Below are 14,912 nucleotides of genomic sequence, written 5' to 3'. Positions count from 1 at the left end.
CGACGCGCCGACCCCGTCCTCACCTCGGAACCACTAGATTCGATTCCATGGCACACGTATCGGCCGCACCGCTCCGGCGACCTGCAGCACCGCTCCGGCGACCTGCAGCACCGCTCCGGCGACCTGCACGGTCCGCGCTCGCATTCGTCCCCGCCCTGCTGGCAGTGACCGCGTGGCTGTTCCTTCCCGCGGCGGCCTCCGCGGAGCCACCCTCGCGGCTCCCCCAGCCGATCACCGACACCGCGGGCGTGCTCGACGACGCCGACGTCGCACGCATCCAGGAAGCGACGAACACCCTCTACGACGAGCACGGCCTGCAGTTGTGGGTGACCTACGTGTCGAGCTTCGACGGACGCGACTACAACAGTTGGGCGCAGGCCACCGCGCAGGCAAGCAATTTCGGTCCCGACACCGCGCTGCTGGCGGTGGCGACCGACGACCGCGAGTTCGCGCTGTGGACACCGACGGGTTCGGAGATCTCCGAGAGCGAGCGCGACCGGATCAGCTCGTCCGGCGTCGTGCCGGCCCTGCGCAACAGCGATTGGGCGGGCGCCGCCGTGGGCGCGGCCGACGGGTTGAGCAACGCCCTTACGCCGTCGGCTGCTCCGGTGACGACGCTGCTCGTCGGCGGCGGTGTCATCGCGGCCGGTGGTGCCGGGCTCTACGCCTACAACCGGCGGTCGAAGAGGAAGCGCGCCGACGCCGGTGCCGCGCAGGCCGCGCAGGTCGATCCGGCCGACACGACCGCTCTGCGCGGTCTGCCGGTCGAGGGTCTAGACCAGTATGCACAGACCCTCCTGGTGGACACCGACAACGCGGTGCGGTCCAGCGCCGAAGCGCTCGAGCTCGCCCGGGGTGAGTTCGGGGACTCCGCGGTGGCTCCTTTCGACCGCGCACACCGGCAGGCACAGGTCGCGTTGGCGAACGCCTTCGAGATCCGTCAGCGCCTCGACGACGACATCCCCGAGACGCCCGAACAGCAGCGCGACATGCTCGTGCAACTCGTCTCCTCGTGCGGGCAGGCGAACCGCGAACTCGATGCGCAGGTCGAGGCGTTCGACAAGATGCGCAACCTGCTGCTCGATGCCCCGGCCCGTCTGGACGGCCTCACGCAGCGCGCGATCGCGCTGCAGGCCCGCATCCCCGAGGCCGAGCGGATTCTGGGGCAGCTGCACTCGGAGTTCCCGGCGGGCGCCCTGACTCCGGTGGTCGACAACGTCTCGCTGGCGTGGGAGGAGATCTCGTTCGCCGAGAACGCGATCGACCAGGGCCGCACGGCGGTGGCGCGACCGGTCGGTGAGCAGGGCGACGCCGTGCGCGCGATCCGCGAGGCCGAACGCGCACTGGGGCATGCCGCGACGCTGCTCGACGCGCTCGACCATGCGGCGGAGGACATCCGGCGCGCGATCGCGACGCTTCCCGCCGCGGTGGAGGACGCCGAACAGGGTGTCGCCGACGCGAAGCAACTCCTCGACGCGGGCGGCCCGGAACTCGTCGACGCCCTGAAGGCCGTGCAGGAAGCCCTCGACCACGCCCGGGCCGAGCAGCACACCGACCCGCTGGGCAGTTTCACGCGGGTCGTCGAGGCCGATGCGCGTCTCGACGAGTTGCGTGCCCGGACGCGGCAGGCGAAGCAGCAAGCCGAGGAGATGCGGCGCCGCCTCGAACAGGATCTGAGCGCAGCGCAAGCGCAGGTCACCGCCGCGGCCGACTTCATCGGGACCCGCCGCGGCGTCGTGGGCGCCCAGGCACGCACCCGCCTGTCGGAGGCGCAGCGGCACCTGCAGGCCGCGCAGCAGGCAGCCGAGTCCGATCCGGCGGCCGCCATCCAGTACGCGCGGTCCGCCGCGTCGCTGGCCGCGCAGGCACTGCGCAGCGCCCAGAACGACGTGCAGCGCTGGAACAACCAGCACCGTCCGCCCCGCGGTGGTTCGTCGGGCGGCAACGTCGCCGGTGCCGTGCTCGGCGGCATCCTCATCAACAGCGTGCTCAACAGCGGCCGCGGCGGTGGCTTCGGTGGCGGTTTCGGTGGGGGCGGTTTCGGGGGCAGCGGCTTCGGCGGATCGAGTGGAGGACGCTTCTAGACCGGACGCTACCCCCACTACGAACTCATGGGACGCCTCGGAACGGTCGACGTCGCGCTGACACCGACCGACACGGACACGGTCTCATGGTTCTTCCGCAGCCCGCTCTACAAGCACTTCGGGTTGCTCACCGAATACGAGGGCACCTTCACCCACCAGGGTCGCAGCGTCACGGCCGACGGTCTGTGCTCGTTCGAGTACGGGGCGATACCGAGCCCGTATCTGATGCGGTCCACTCCTCTGCCGCCCGCGGCGAAGGCTCCGCTCGACCATTTCGTCTACCAGATCGTCGATCTCGACGCCGACACGCAGATCCTGTTGAGCCGCTACGCGATCGGTGACCGACCGTTCATGACGACGGCGATCCTGCGTACCCGCAGCGGTGCGGAACCCGTTGCCGGGACGTGGATTTCGAGATGGTTGAACTGCGCGACCAGTCCGAGCCGACTCCCTACGGCATCCCGATGCAGGTGCCGCGCCGGACCCGGTTCCTGGTGAAGGACACCCGCGGTCGTCCCTGGCTGGATTTCGAAGGGATCATGGACACCCCCTTCACCTACGGGCTGAGCACCGGATTCGTCACCGGTTTCGCATGGTCGGCGATCTGGCGGGGTGAGGAGATCTCCGGCCGCAGATATTTCGAGTACATCGATCGGCGCTCGACGAGGTGACCGCTACGAGCACCCGGCTACGAAGCGACAGATGCCCTCCGGTCCGTCGGGACCGGAGGGCATCTGCGTCGATCGGATCGGTCAGCAGCCGATCAGGCGCTGCGCGAGGTAGCCCTCGACCTGGTCGAGGCTCACACGCTCCTGCGCCATGGTGTCGCGCTCACGGATCGTGACGGCCTGGTCCTCGAGGGTGTCGAAGTCGACTGTGATGCAGAACGGGGTGCCGATCTCGTCCTGGCGACGGTAGCGGCGGCCGATGGCGCCGGCGTCGTCGAACTCGATGTTCCAGTTCTGGCGCAGCTTCGCGGCGAGGTCCTTGGCCTTCGGGCTCAGGTCGGCGTTGCGGCTGAGCGGCAGCACGGCGGCCTTGACCGGCGCGAGACGACGGTCGAGGCGCAGCACGGTGCGCTTGTCGACGCCACCCTTGGCGTTGGGTGCCTCGTCCTCGGTGTAGGCGTCGACGAGGAAGGCCATGAGCGAACGGGTCAGGCCGGCCGCCGGCTCGATCACGTAGGGCGTGTAGCGCTCATTGGTGGCCTGATCGAAGAAGCTCAGGTCGGTGCCGGAGTGCTTCGAGTGCGTCGACAGGTCGAAGTCGGTGCGGTTCGCGACGCCCTCGAGCTCACCCCATTCGCTGCCCTGGAAGTGGAAGCGGTACTCGATGTCGACGGTGCGCTTCGAGTAGTGCGACAGCTTCTCTAGCGGGTGCTCGTAGAGGCGCAGGTTGTCCTTGTTGATGCCCAGATCGGTGTACCAGTTCATCCGGTAGTCGATCCAGTACTGGTGCCACTGCTCGTCTTCGCCGGGCTTGACGAAGAACTCCATCTCCATCTGCTCGAACTCGCGGGTGCGGAAGATGAAGTTGCCGGGCGTGATCTCGTTGCGGAAGCTCTTGCCGATCTGGCCGATGCCGAAGGGCGGCTTCTTGCGCGAGGTGGTGAGCACGTTCGCGAAGTTCACGAAGATGCCCTGCGCCGTCTCGGGGCGCAGGTAGTGCAGGCCTTCCTCGCTCTCGATCGGGCCGAGGAAGGTCTTGAGCATCATGTTGAAGTCGCGGGGCTCGGTCCACTGGCCCTTGGTGCCGCAGTCCGGGCAGACGATCTCGGTCATCGGCACGGCGTCGGGGTCGTCGAGCTTGTTCTTCTCGGCGTAGGCCTCCTGCAGGTGATCCTGCCGGTGACGCTTGTGACAGCTCAGGCACTCGACGAGCGGGTCGTTGAAGACACCGACGTGGCCGGAGGCGACCCAGACCTGACGCGGCAGGATCACGGACGAGTCGAGGCCGACGACGTCCTCGCGGCTGGTGACCATGTTGCGCCACCACTGCTTCTTGATGTTGTCCTTGAGCTCCACGCCGAGCGGCCCGTAATCCCACGCGGACCTGGTGCCGCCGTAGATCTCACCGCAGGGATAGACCAGGCCCCGGCGCTTGGCGAGGTTGGCGACGGTATCGATCTTGGATTTGGGTGCCACTCGGTTTCTCCATCTTCGATGCGGGTTTTCGCAGCATGCGTCGATCTGTAAGCCTATCGCTCCTCGTTCGCAGCTCGAATTCGCGCCGGTTGACATGCACAACCGTGCATATCAAAATGGAATCGATTTGCAATAAGGCCCGCCGACCGGCGGCCGCCCCTGCCCCGAGGAGCCCCGTGAGCATCGACGCCGATCCACGCGAGTGCAGCACGGGCGAGCGCGCCCGCGGCCCGATCGGCAGCGACGCCCTGCCGTCCCCGGTCGATGTCTCCCCCGGCGCCCTGATCGCGGCCGGTGAGCTGCTGCGCGCACTGTCGGCACCCGTCCGCATCTCGATCGTGCTCGAACTGCGCGAGTCGGCCCGCTGCGTGCACGAGCTCGTCGGCGCCCTCGGCGTCACCCAGCCGCTCATCAGCCAGCATCTCCGCGTGCTCAAGACCGCCGGCGTCGTGCGCGGCGAACGCTCGGGACGCGAAGTGCTCTACCACCTGGCCGACGACCATCTCGCCCGCATCGTCGTCGACGCCGTCGCTCACGCCCAGGAAGGACGATCGCAGTGACCTCCGCCCGCAAACCTCTCGTGGGGGTCCGCTCGACCCGTCAACGCAGCGCCATCGTCGACCTGCTCGACAACACCGAGGAGTTCCGGTCCGCCCAGGACCTGCACGACGAGCTGCGCAAGCGCGGCGAGGGCATCGGCCTGACGACCGTCTACCGCACCCTGCAGTCGCTCGCCGAGGTCGGCAGCGTCGACGTGCTGCGCACCGACAGCGGCGAGTCGCTGTTCCGGCGGTGTTCCTCCGGGCACCACCACCATCTCGTGTGCCGCCACTGCGGCTTCACGGTCGAGGTGGACGGCCCGGAGGTCGAACGCTGGTCGCACGAGGTGGCCGAGTCGAACGGCTTCGTCGACGTCAGCCACACCGTGGAGATCTTCGGCAACTGCCGCGAGTGCGCCCTCGCTCAGGGCTGAACCGACGGCCCGCGGCCGTCAGCCGCAATCGCAGTCATCACAGCCGCAGCCGTCGGCGAGCAGGTTCTCCTCGCCGTCCTCGGCCTCACCGTCGAAGACCGACGCTTCTCCGCCGAGACGCTGCGCCAATGCGCGTGCCTGCTCGACGACCGGCACGAGCGACGCGACGGCCCGCACGAGATGGATCGGGACGAGCGGCGACGCCGCGACCCGCAGTTCGACGGTGACTCGGTCCTTGTCGAGGACGAACTTGACTTCGGGGAACTCGACCTGCAGGTCGCCGAGGACCTCGGCGGCGCGGGTGCGGCCCGTGATGCCCTCGACCAGGTAGGTGGTGAGCAGCACGAAGCCGCCCTCGGCGTCGACGGTCGCGTAGGTGAGCACGTCGTCGATCCAGATCGGGATCTCGCCGTCCTCGTCGGGCTCGGGCGCTTCCTCGAGAATCTCGGACAGCGTCTCCACCACAGCGGCGCGCAGCATGTCGTCGTCCTCGGTGGGGATCGCGACGGCGTGCGTCCCGTCGGCGACGACCTCCTCGGTGGTGGTCTCGGCGTCGATGTCGGTGGTGGTCACGAATTCTCCTTGGGATCGGGGGTGCCGGCCACGGCGCCACGCGCGTCGGCGGCACCGTCGAGCACGAGCAACAGCATGGTGGTCAGCGCCGTGTCGTCGAGCCCGGTCGCGGGGAACGAGTACCGCAGCACGACGTCGGCGTCGGTCTCGCGTTCGATGAGGTGGACCGAGCCGAACTGCAGGGCGTCGGCGGCGGCCGCGACCCGACCGCGCACGGCGTCGTCGAGCGGAAGATCCCACGCGAGCACTCCGGTGACGGAGACCACGTCGAGTCCTTCGGTGAGCGTGACGACCTGCAGCGCGAAGGGCACGGCGCCGTAGTCGAATCCGAACGAGCCGTCGCCGTCGGCGGCGGACGACGGGGTGCGGACGTCGACGAAGGGCGTCAGCGCGCCCGCGATCCGCTCGCGCAGCGAGGTCACTTCACACCACCGAACCGCCGGTCGCGGGAGGCGTATTCGACGCACGCCGCCCACAGATCGCGCCGGTCGAAATCGGGGAACATCGTGTCCTGGAAGACGAGTTCGGCGTAGGCCGACTGCCACAGCAGGAAGTTCGAGGTGCGCTGCTCGCCCGAGGGCCGCAGGAACAGGTCGACGTCGGGCATGTCGGGCTCGTCGAGATACCGCGCGATCGTCGACTCCGTGATGCGTTCGGGATCGAGTTCCCCTGCCGCGACCCGGCGGGCGATCTCCCGTGCGGCGTCGGCGATCTCGGCGCGACCGCCGTAGTTGACGCACATCGTGAGAGTCATGACGTCGTTGTCCTTCGTCAGTTCCTCGGCGATCTCGAGTTCCTTGATCACGCTGCGCCACAGGCGGGGACGGCGACCGGCCCACCGGACGCGCACCCCCATCTCGTGCATCTCGTCGCGGCGGCGGCGGATCACGTCGCGGTTGAAGCCCATGAGGAAGCGGACCTCGTCGGGGCTGCGCTTCCAGTTCTCGGTGGAGAAGGCGTAGGCCGAGAGCCACTCGACGCCCATCTCGATACATCCGCACACCGTGTCCATCAGCACGGCCTCGCCGCGTTCGTGGCCGGCGGTGCGCGGCAGACCGCGCTCCTGCGCCCAGCGACCGTTGCCGTCCATCACGAGCGCCACGTGCTGGGGGATCAGCTCGGGTTGCAGCACGGGAGGTCGCGCGCCCGACGGATGCGGGTCGGGCGGCCGGATCACCCGCTCAGGCGATGGGGGCGTGGTACGTCGTCGAATCACGGTCCCCATCCTGCCGGACACCCTGGGCGACGTCATCAACCCGGTTCCCCGTCGCAGGTTCGGTGCGACCGCGCTCGACGAGGGGCAGCGAACGCAGTTGCCGTTCGAGATGCCACTGCAGGTGCGCGGCGACGAGCCCGCTGGCCTGGCGACGCACCGCCGTGTCGGCGGCCTCGGTGTCGGCCCAGCGTCCGTGGTTGAGCGCGTCGAGCAGCGCCAACACACCCGGGGCCGGGGTGGCCGCCCCCGGCGGACGGCAGTGCACGCACACCGCACCACCGGCGGCGACGTGGAAGGCGGTGTGCGGGCCGGGACGGTCGCAGCGCGCGCAGTGGGTGATCGCCGGCGCCCATCCCGCGTAGGCCATGGCCCGCAGCAGATAGGCGTCGAGTACGAGTTCGGGTGGCCGGGTGCGGTCGCACACCGCGCGGAGGGCGCCGACGGTGAGTGCGTGCAGGCGCGGCACGGGCGCGCGTTCCTCACCGGCGAGGCGTTCGGCGGTCTCGAGGATCGCGCACGCGGTGGTGTAGCGGGGGTAGTCGTCGACGATACCCACCGCGAAGGCGTCGAGGGTCTGCACCTGGGTGATGACGTCGAGACTGCGGCCCGGGTGGAGCTGGACGTCGATGTGGGCGAACGGTTCGAGCCGTGCGCCGAACTTGGAGCGTGTCCGGCGCACGCCCTTCGCGACGGCCCGCACGAGACCGTGCCGACGCGTCAGCAGGGTGACGATGCGGTCGGCCTCGCCCAGCTTGTGCTGGCGCAGCACCACCGCGTTGTCCCGATAAAGCCTCACTCCCCGAGTCTGTCATGTCGCGGTGACACGGGACGGTCCACGAAGGGACTCGACACCCAGAACGGGAACGCGTTATTGTTCGTTCGAACGAACGGGGGAACGAATGGACGCTCGAACCGACCTGCGCGACCTGAAGGCGACCGTCGAGGCACTCGACCGCGGCGAGACCACCTCCACGGACCTCGTCCGTGCGAGCCTCGACCGGATCGACGAATCGCAACCGCACCTGAACGCCTTCCGCGTCGTGCGCCGCACCACCGCACTCGACGAGGCCCGCGAGGCCGACCGGCGCCGCGCGAACGGCGAACACCTCCCCCTGCTGGGTGTCCCCATCGCGATCAAGGACGACACCGACATCGTCGGCGAGACGACGATGTTCGGCTGCGCCGGCACCTTCGCCCCGAAGGACACCGACGCCGAGGTGGTGCGTCGCCTGCGGGCCGCCGGCGCGGTGATCGTCGGCAAGACCCACTCCCCCGAACTCGGCCAGTGGCCGCTCACCGGCGGCGACGCCTTCGGGCACACCCGCAGCGCGTGGTCGCGCGACCACACCCCCGGCGGCTCGTCGGGTGGCAGCGCCGCGGCCGTCGCGGCGGGACTCGTGCCGGCCGCCCTGGGATCCGACGGCGCCGGATCGGTCCGCATCCCCGCCTCGTGGTCCAATCTCGTCGGCATCAAGCCCCAACGCGGCCGGATCTCCATGTGGCCCGACGCCGAATCCTTCAACGGACTCACCACGCACGGCCCACTCGCCCGCACGGTCGCCGACGCGGCCCTGCTCCTCGACGTCGTGTCCGGGAACCACCCCGGCGACCGGCACGCGTGCGCGCCGCTGACCGTCTCCGACGCCGTGGGACGAGATCCCGGCAGACTGAACATCGCTCTGTCGCTGAAGATCCCGTTCACCGCGACACCCACCAGCCTCGACGCCCGCGTCCGCACCCGCATCGCCGCACTCGCCGCGGTACTGCGCGATCTCGGCCACGAGGTGACGCTCGCCGATCCCGACTACGGAATGACGTTCGGTCTCACCTTCCTCCCTCGATCCATGGCCGGTATCGAGGATTGGTTGTACCGCCTGCCCGACCCGTCCCTCGCCGACGTGCGCACCCGCGCCAACGCCCGCACCGGCCGGTTCCTGCACGGTTATCCGTTGCGGGCGGCGCGCGCGGTCGAACCGCGACTGCACCGTCGGGTCGGCCGCATCTTCGACCGGTTCGACGTCGTACTCGCCCCCACCACTGCCACACCGCCGCTGCCGGTGACGGCGATCGACGGCATCGGCGGCTGGGCGACCGACAAGGTCATCACCGGCGCATGCCCCTACGCGTGGCCGTGGAACGTGCTGGGCTGGCCCGCGATCAACGTCCCCGCGGGTTTCACCGAGGAGCGACTGCCGGTGGGTGCCCAGCTGCTCGGCCCGGCGAACTCCGAACCGCTGCTGGTGTCCCTCGCCTCCCAACTCGAATCGGTGCTGCGCTGGCACGAACACACCCCGGAGCGATGGTGGTGACCACGCGCGACGACGCCCGCTCGCGGATCGTCCACGCCACCCTGTATCTCGTCGGCACCGACGGGGTCGCCGGGGTGACGAACCGGCGCATCGCGGCGCGCGCCGAAGTGTCGCTCGGTTCGATCACCTACCATTTCCCCACCCAGGCCGACCTGCTGCGCGCCGCGCTCGAGTTCTTCGTCGACGAGGAGACCGAGCGGCTGCGAGAACTCGCCGAGCAGTATCGATCCCGGGCCCTGTCGCTGACGGAGGCCGCCGAACTCACCGAACGCGTCGCCCACGACCTGACCTTCACGGCCGAACGCATCGCCCCCTTCGAGCTCTATGTGCAGGCGGGGCGCGACGAGGAACTGCGGCGGGTCGCCGAACGCTGCTGGCGTGCCTACGACGCGTTGACTGCCTCCGTCCTTTCCGCGCTGGGAGTGCCGGATCCGGAGACGATCGCCCCGACGGTCGTCGCGACCATCACCGGGCTGCAACTGCGCCGCCTGTCGACGGGTACGGAGCCGGATCTGTCGGAGGCCGTTCTGCTGCTGCTGCACGGCGCGGCGGCCACGCGTCGCTGAGTTCCCTTCGGTCACCGGCCCCGGCGTGACGACGCGTTCACATCCGCGTCCGCGACGAAACACCACCGTCACGAATTATGCCGTGTGCACAATTCTTTCGCGTCGCGAGTGGTTGGTCGGCCGATTGCCGAGTCCTGTCCGACTCTTCGGGATCGACATGTTCCGGCCGACGACGGCGGTGCCGCCCATCGATGCTCGCGGCGATGCTGCACCATCGGCGCCGACGAACTCATGGTGCGTCCCTTCGGGCGCTGGATGATCAACGGCCGTATCGCCTACGTCGTGCTGTTCGTCGTCACCTATCTGCTGTCGTTGTTCTTCTGCCCACACCTGCTCTCGCGATCATCGGTGCCGTGCTGCTCCCGGCGGCGATCAAGGCCGGGCTGCCGCCGCTCGGCCTTGATCGCCCTCGCGATTTCCGGACAGGGCGTGGCCCTCGAACATTGTGCCACCCATTTCGTCGACGGCTTGGTCCACGCGTTCAAGGCCATGGGAATCATCCTGCCGGTGGCCGGATTCGTGTACCCCGGCATCCCCGACTACTCCGGTTCGATCCTGGGACTCGAGGACGGCACCGGGCCGGCCTTCCTGTTCGACGCCGTCGAGAGCATCCAGACCCGCATTCCCGACAACGGTCTCTTCGCCGCGTTCAGCATGATCCTGATCGGCATGCTCATCGGTCTGGACGGCTCCGGCTGGGCCGGTCTGCCGCTTACCGGTGGTATCGTCGCCGCGCTCGCCCCGCAGGCCGGAACGGACACCGCAACGCTTGCCGCCCTTGCGCAGAACGCCGCGACCTGGACCGGCGGCGGCACCCGCGTCATCTGGTCGTCGCTGATCGTGGTCGCGGGCTTCTGCCGCGTCCCGGTCGGTGATCTCGTGCGACGACTCGCGATCCCGGTGGTGAGCGGATTGCTCGTCGCCGCTGTCGCCGCTTCGACGTCTCCGCTGCCGTCGCCATGACACCGCGGCCGGCGGAACTGATCGACCGCTTCAGCGCGTTCGTCGGCACCGACCTACCTCGCGTCGATGTGGGTCGCCCGGCCGATCACCGCGTCCACCCCGTAGGGCTCGGCGTCAGAATCCCAGACGGCCCAGCTGTTTGGGGTCTCGCTGCCAGTCCTTCGCGACCTTCACGTGCAGGTCGAGGTAGATCTTCACGCCGAGGAGCTTCTCGATGTGGGTGCGTGCGGCGGTGCCCACTTCGCGCAGCCGCGCGCCCCCCTTGCCGATGACGATGCCCTTCTGGCTCGGCCGTTCGACGTAGAGCAGGGCGTGCACGTCGAGCATCTCGCCCTGCTTCTCGGTGCGACCCTCGCGTTCGGTGATCTCCTCGATCACGACGGCGAGCGAGTGGGGCAGCTCGTCGCCGAGACCTTCGAGGGCGGCCTCGCGGATGAGCTCGGCCATCAGGGTCTCTTCCGGCTCGTCGGTGAGCTCGCCGTCGGGATAGAAGGCCGGTCCGGGTTCCATGTGCGAGACGAGGACGTCGACGAGGACCTCGACCTGCTCACCCGAGGCCGCGGAGACCGGCACGACCTCGCAGTTCTCGCCGAGGAGCTTCGACACGGCGAGCAACTGCGCGGCGACCTGCTGTTTGCCCACCTTGTCGATCTTCGTGACAATGCCGATGACCGGGGTCTTCGGCGCCATGTGGCGCACCTGCTCGAGGATCCAGCGGTCGCCGGGGCCGATCTTCTCGTCGGCGGGGAAGCACATGCCGATCGCGTCGACCTCGGAGTAGGTGTCCTGCACCAGGTCGTTGAGCCGCTGGCCGAGCAGGGTGCGCGGGCGGTGCAGTCCCGGGGTGTCCACGAGGATGAGCTGGGCGTTGTCGCGGTGGACGATGCCGCGGATGGTGTGGCGGGTGGTCTGCGGGCGCGACGAGGTGATCGCGATCTTGCTGCCGACAAGCGCATTCGTGAGCGTCGACTTCCCGGTGTTGGGCCGGCCGACGAAACAGATGAAGCCGGAACGGAAGTCGGTGTCGGTCATGCATGCTCCTCGGTGGTGGCCGTATCGGTATCGGTGGGTTCTTCTTCGGGGCTGACGCGCTGCACGAAGACGGTGCTCACACGCACCCGCCCGCGGACGTCCGGTCCGCCCTCGCCGCGGAGCAGCAGGCCGTGGGTCCGTACCTCCGCACCCGGCAGAGGAACTCGGCCGAGTTCGTAGCCGAGGAGTCCGCCGACGGTGTCGACCTCGTCGTCCTCGATGTCGATGTCGAACAGTTCGCCGAGGTCCTCGACGGGAAGTCGCGCGGAAACGCGGTAGGTGTCGTCGCCGAGTTCCTCGACGTCGGGGATCTCCCCGGTGTCGTACTCGTCGGCGATCTCGCCGACGATCTCCTCGATGACGTCCTCGATCGTCACGAGACCGGCGATGCCGCCGTATTCGTCGACGAGGATCGCCATGTGGTTGCGGTCGCGCTGCATGTCGGCGAGCAGATCGTCGAGGCGCTTCGAATCCGGCACGAAGACCGCCGGTCGCATGACGTCGGCGACGGAGACGCTGCGTCCGCCGTCGCGGTGGTAGTAGGTCTGCTGGACGAGATCCTTGAGGTAGACGACACCGCGGATGTCGTCGACGTTCTCACCGATCACCGGGATCCGCGAGTGCCCGCTGCGGACGGCGAGCGAGGTGGCCTGACCGGCCGTCTTGGTCTCCTCGATCCACACCATCTCGGGGCGTGGAACCATGATCTCGCGAGCGGTGGTGTCGCCGAAGTCGAACACCGACTGGATCATCCGGCGTTCCTCGTCGGCCACGACCCCGCTCTCCTGAGCGAGATCGACCAGTTCGCGCAGCTCGATCTCGTTGGAGAACGGGCCGTTCCTGAAACCGCGACCGGGTGTGACCGCATTGCCTACGCTGATGAGGATTCGGCTGATCGGACCGAGCAGGACACCGAGTACCCGCAGCGGTCCGGTGGCGGCGAGCGCGATCGGGTACGCGTGCTGGCGTCCGAGCGTGCGCGGGCTGACCCCGATCACGACGTAGTCGACGATCACCATCACCGCAGCGCCCACGACGAGCGCCCATGTGCGGTCGAGCACGGCGAGCAACGCACCGACGAGCACGACGGTGGCGGTGATCTCGCAGAGGATGCGCAGCAGCACCGTCAGATTGACGTAGCGGGGCCGATCGTCGAGCAGACCGAGCAGGCGGCGCGCACTGGGGCGGCCCTCCTTCGCGAGTTCCTCGGCGCGCGCCGCGGATACGGTGTTGAGCGCGGAATCGACAGCGGCGAACAGGCCGCCGAGCACCACCAGGACGACCGCCAGGACGACGAGGGGCACGGTACTCACGCGATCGTCACTCCCTCGATCGGTGCCGTCCGATCACGATGGCTCGCACTGTCGCCGCTCATGATTCGGGGGTGTCGACGAAACCGGCCTTGCCCAGCAACTTCCGGTCGCGGGCGGCGAGCCGCGCCTCGTGCTCGGCGCGGCGGATCTCCTCGTACCACTCGGCGAGGAGCTGGTTCTGCAGGCCGAACATCTCCTTCTCCTCCTCCGGTTCGGCGTGGTCGTAGCCGAGGAGGTGGAGCATGCCGTGCACGGTGAGCAGGGCGAGTTCGTGGGCCACCGGGTGACCGGCCTTCGCCGCCTGGTCGGCGGCGAACTGCGGACACAGCACGATGTCGCCGAGCATCGACGGTCCCGGTTCGGGAGCGTCCGGACGCCCCCCGGGCTCGAGTTCGTCCATGGGGAACGACATCACGTCGGTGGGGCCGGGAAGGTCCATCCACCGCACGTGCAGATCGGCCATGGTGTCGAGGTCCACGAGCACCATCGACAACTCCGCCGCCGGATGCACATCCATCCGGGCGATCACGAAACGGGCGACGTCGAGGAGCTCCTCCTCCGAGACGTCCATTCCCGATTCGTTCGAGATCTCGATGCTCATGACTGGAGTTCCTTCTGCACGACGGTATTCGGTTGATCTACAAGGGTGTTCATCGACGCTGCACCCGCTGCGCGCGACGTTGAGCACGGTTGCCGGGGATCCCGTCGCCGTCGCGGGTGGCCTCGAAACGGCTGTAGGCGTCGACGATGTCGGAGACGAGCCGGTGCCGCACGACGTCGCTGCTGTCGAGTCGCGCGATGTGGATGTCGTCGATGCCGTCGAGGATCTCGGTGGCGGCGGCGAGACCCGAACGGGCGCCGCCGGGCAGGTCGATCTGCGTGATGTCGCCCGTCACGACGATCTTGGAATTGAAGCCCAGACGCGTGAGGAACATCTTCATCTGTTCGGCGGTGGTGTTCTGCGCCTCGTCGAGGATGATGAACGCATCGTTCAGGGTGCGGCCACGCATGTACGCCAGGGGTGCGACCTCGATGACCCCGGCCTGCATGAGCTTCGGGATCGCCTCGGGATCCATCATGTCGTGCAGCGCGTCGTGCAGTGGACGCAGATACGGGTCGATCTTCTCGTGCAGGGTGCCCGGCAGGAAGCCGAGCCGCTCCCCTGCCTCGACGGCGGGACGCGTGAGGATGATGCGGTTGACCTGCTTGGTCTGCAGCGCCTGCACGGCCTTTGCCATGGCGAGATAGGTCTTGCCCGTACCAGCCGGTCCGACACCGAAAACGATGGTGTGGGCATCGATCGCGTCGACGTACCGCTTCTGGTTCAGGGTCTTGGGCCGGATCGTCTTCCCGCGCCGCGACAGAATGTCGAGGCTGAGCACGTCGGCCGGCGACTCGGAGAGCCCCTGGGTGAGCATGCCCACGGTGCGACGCACGGCGTCGGGCGCGAGCGATTGTCCGCGACGGACGATGGTGACGAGTTCGGCGAGCGCACGTTCCGCGAGGGCGACGTCGGCGGGCGCTCCGGTCAGCGTGACGGTGTTGCCCCGCACGTGGATGTCCGCCGCCAGGAGGGCTTCGAGGGCGATCAGATTCTCGTCCGCGGCTCCGAGCAGGGGCGCTGCGGCCTCCGAGGGGAGGTCGAGGCTCGATTTGACCGTGGTCGGCTCGAATTCGGGGGGCTCGTGGGGTCGGTCTGGTTCACTCACGTGGACGGTACGTCCTGCTTTCGGTTCGGC

Annotated in this window: 16 protein-coding genes and 1 pseudogene; 8 read left to right on the top strand and 9 right to left on the bottom strand. The window is 68.8% G+C overall.

What is annotated here, in order from left to right:
• The first annotated feature begins 47 nt into the window (after positions 1-47).
• From QR64_RS10420 to QR64_RS25175, 3 genes and pseudogenes are all read left to right on the top strand, one after another.
• Positions 48-2,084: a TPM domain-containing protein gene (locus tag QR64_RS10420; RefSeq protein WP_039585149.1), complete on the top strand. Its 2,037-nt coding sequence runs from the start codon at positions 48-50 to the stop codon at positions 2,082-2,084.
• A gap of 15 nt (positions 2,085-2,099) precedes the next feature.
• Positions 2,100-2,582, top strand: a pseudogene (locus QR64_RS10415) (DUF6670 family protein); the annotation flags it as partial.
• Positions 2,501-2,755, top strand: a complete 255-nt coding sequence (locus QR64_RS25175) for a DUF6670 family protein (protein ID WP_152640943.1) — start codon at positions 2,501-2,503, stop codon at positions 2,753-2,755. The pseudogene QR64_RS10415 and the gene QR64_RS25175, both read left to right, overlap by 82 nt.
• Positions 2,756-2,836: 81 nt before the next feature.
• Here the strand turns inward: QR64_RS25175 and QR64_RS10410 are convergent, their stop codons facing one another.
• Complete coding sequence (locus QR64_RS10410) at positions 2,837-4,228, bottom strand: glycine--tRNA ligase (RefSeq protein WP_006554466.1); 1,392 nt, start codon at positions 4,226-4,228, stop codon at positions 2,837-2,839.
• A gap of 176 nt (positions 4,229-4,404) precedes the next feature.
• Between QR64_RS10410 and QR64_RS10405 the strand changes: the two genes are divergently transcribed.
• A complete protein-coding gene (locus tag QR64_RS10405) occupies positions 4,405-4,788 on the top strand; it encodes an ArsR/SmtB family transcription factor (protein WP_006554467.1) in 384 nt (127 codons plus the stop codon).
• The gene (locus tag QR64_RS10400; RefSeq protein ID WP_006554468.1) at positions 4,785-5,201 is read left to right on the top strand and encodes a Fur family transcriptional regulator; all 417 of its coding nucleotides are present in this window, start codon (positions 4,785-4,787) and stop codon (positions 5,199-5,201) included. The genes QR64_RS10405 and QR64_RS10400 overlap by 4 nt, the downstream gene beginning before the upstream one ends.
• 18 nt (positions 5,202-5,219) lie before the next feature.
• Here the strand turns inward: QR64_RS10400 and QR64_RS10395 are convergent, their stop codons facing one another.
• From QR64_RS10395 to recO, 4 genes are read right to left on the bottom strand one after another with little or no spacing between them, the layout of a single operon-like run.
• Positions 5,220-5,774: a T3SS (YopN, CesT) and YbjN peptide-binding chaperone 1 gene (locus tag QR64_RS10395; RefSeq protein WP_039585148.1), complete on the bottom strand. Its 555-nt coding sequence runs from the start codon at positions 5,772-5,774 to the stop codon at positions 5,220-5,222.
• Positions 5,771-6,196, bottom strand: a complete 426-nt coding sequence (locus QR64_RS10390) for a hypothetical protein (RefSeq protein WP_006554470.1) — start codon at positions 6,194-6,196, stop codon at positions 5,771-5,773. The genes QR64_RS10395 and QR64_RS10390 overlap by 4 nt, the downstream gene beginning before the upstream one ends.
• Positions 6,193-6,999, bottom strand: a complete 807-nt coding sequence (locus QR64_RS10385) for an isoprenyl transferase (RefSeq protein ID WP_050993415.1) — start codon at positions 6,997-6,999, stop codon at positions 6,193-6,195. The genes QR64_RS10390 and QR64_RS10385 overlap by 4 nt, the downstream gene beginning before the upstream one ends.
• The gene (gene recO, locus QR64_RS10380; protein ID WP_084222317.1) at positions 6,956-7,786 is read right to left on the bottom strand and encodes a DNA repair protein RecO; all 831 of its coding nucleotides are present in this window, start codon (positions 7,784-7,786) and stop codon (positions 6,956-6,958) included. Before recO ends, QR64_RS10385 begins: the two co-directional genes overlap by 44 nt.
• Positions 7,787-7,889: 103 nt before the next feature.
• Between recO and QR64_RS10375 the strand changes: the two genes are divergently transcribed.
• The 3 genes from QR64_RS10375 to QR64_RS27740 all read left to right on the top strand — a co-directional run bounded on the left by QR64_RS10375 (position 7,890) and on the right by QR64_RS27740 (position 10,828).
• Positions 7,890-9,299 carry an amidase gene (locus QR64_RS10375; protein ID WP_039585145.1) on the top strand — a complete coding sequence of 470 codons (1,410 nt, stop codon included), beginning with the start codon at positions 7,890-7,892 and terminating at the stop codon, positions 9,297-9,299.
• Positions 9,290-9,865 (top strand): TetR/AcrR family transcriptional regulator, encoded by a 576-nt coding sequence (locus QR64_RS10370; protein WP_033097766.1) that lies wholly within the window; start codon positions 9,290-9,292, stop codon positions 9,863-9,865. Before QR64_RS10375 ends, QR64_RS10370 begins: the two co-directional genes overlap by 10 nt.
• Before the next feature lie 231 nt (positions 9,866-10,096).
• The gene (locus QR64_RS27740; RefSeq protein WP_052227270.1) at positions 10,097-10,828 is read left to right on the top strand and encodes a hypothetical protein; all 732 of its coding nucleotides are present in this window, start codon (positions 10,097-10,099) and stop codon (positions 10,826-10,828) included.
• Positions 10,829-10,942: 114 nt separating this feature from the next.
• Here the strand turns inward: QR64_RS27740 and era are convergent, their stop codons facing one another.
• From era to QR64_RS10345, 4 genes are read right to left on the bottom strand one after another with little or no spacing between them, the layout of a single operon-like run.
• Positions 10,943-11,860, bottom strand: coding sequence for a GTPase Era (gene era, locus QR64_RS10360; RefSeq protein WP_039585143.1), 918 nt, complete (start codon positions 11,858-11,860; stop codon positions 10,943-10,945).
• On the bottom strand, positions 11,857-13,173 hold the full coding sequence (locus QR64_RS10355) for a hemolysin family protein (protein ID WP_006554477.1): 1,317 nt from the start codon (positions 13,171-13,173) through the stop codon (positions 11,857-11,859). The genes era and QR64_RS10355 overlap by 4 nt, the downstream gene beginning before the upstream one ends.
• A gap of 58 nt (positions 13,174-13,231) precedes the next feature.
• Positions 13,232-13,774, bottom strand: a complete 543-nt coding sequence (gene ybeY / locus QR64_RS10350; RefSeq protein WP_006554478.1) for an rRNA maturation RNase YbeY — start codon at positions 13,772-13,774, stop codon at positions 13,232-13,234.
• Positions 13,775-13,823: 49 nt separating this feature from the next.
• Positions 13,824-14,882: a PhoH family protein gene (locus QR64_RS10345; protein ID WP_006554479.1), complete on the bottom strand. Its 1,059-nt coding sequence runs from the start codon at positions 14,880-14,882 to the stop codon at positions 13,824-13,826.
• Positions 14,883-14,912 lie beyond the last annotated feature (30 nt).

The sequence above is a fragment of the Rhodococcus sp. Chr-9 genome (assembly GCF_000801125.1).
In the GTDB taxonomy this organism is placed as follows: domain Bacteria; phylum Actinomycetota; class Actinomycetes; order Mycobacteriales; family Mycobacteriaceae; genus Rhodococcus; species Rhodococcus pyridinivorans.
This window is presented reverse-complemented; position numbering and strand designations above follow the sequence as displayed.

Coding starts and splice junctions, on each gene's coding strand:
- QR64_RS10420 (WP_039585149.1), top strand. CDS start 48: ATGGCACACGTATCGGCCGCACCGCTCCGGCGACCTGCAGCACCGCTC.
- QR64_RS25175 (WP_152640943.1), top strand. CDS start 2,501: ATGGTTGAACTGCGCGACCAGTCCGAGCCGACTCCCTACGGCATCCCG.
- QR64_RS10385 (WP_050993415.1), bottom strand. CDS start 6,999: ATGGGGACCGTGATTCGACGACGTACCACGCCCCCATCGCCTGAGCGG.
- QR64_RS10375 (WP_039585145.1), top strand. CDS start 7,890: ATGGACGCTCGAACCGACCTGCGCGACCTGAAGGCGACCGTCGAGGCA.
- QR64_RS10370 (WP_033097766.1), top strand. CDS start 9,290: ATGGTGGTGACCACGCGCGACGACGCCCGCTCGCGGATCGTCCACGCC.
- QR64_RS27740 (WP_052227270.1), top strand. CDS start 10,097: ATGGTGCGTCCCTTCGGGCGCTGGATGATCAACGGCCGTATCGCCTAC.
- era (WP_039585143.1), bottom strand. CDS start 11,860: ATGACCGACACCGACTTCCGTTCCGGCTTCATCTGTTTCGTCGGCCGG.
- ybeY (WP_006554478.1), bottom strand. CDS start 13,774: ATGAGCATCGAGATCTCGAACGAATCGGGAATGGACGTCTCGGAGGAG.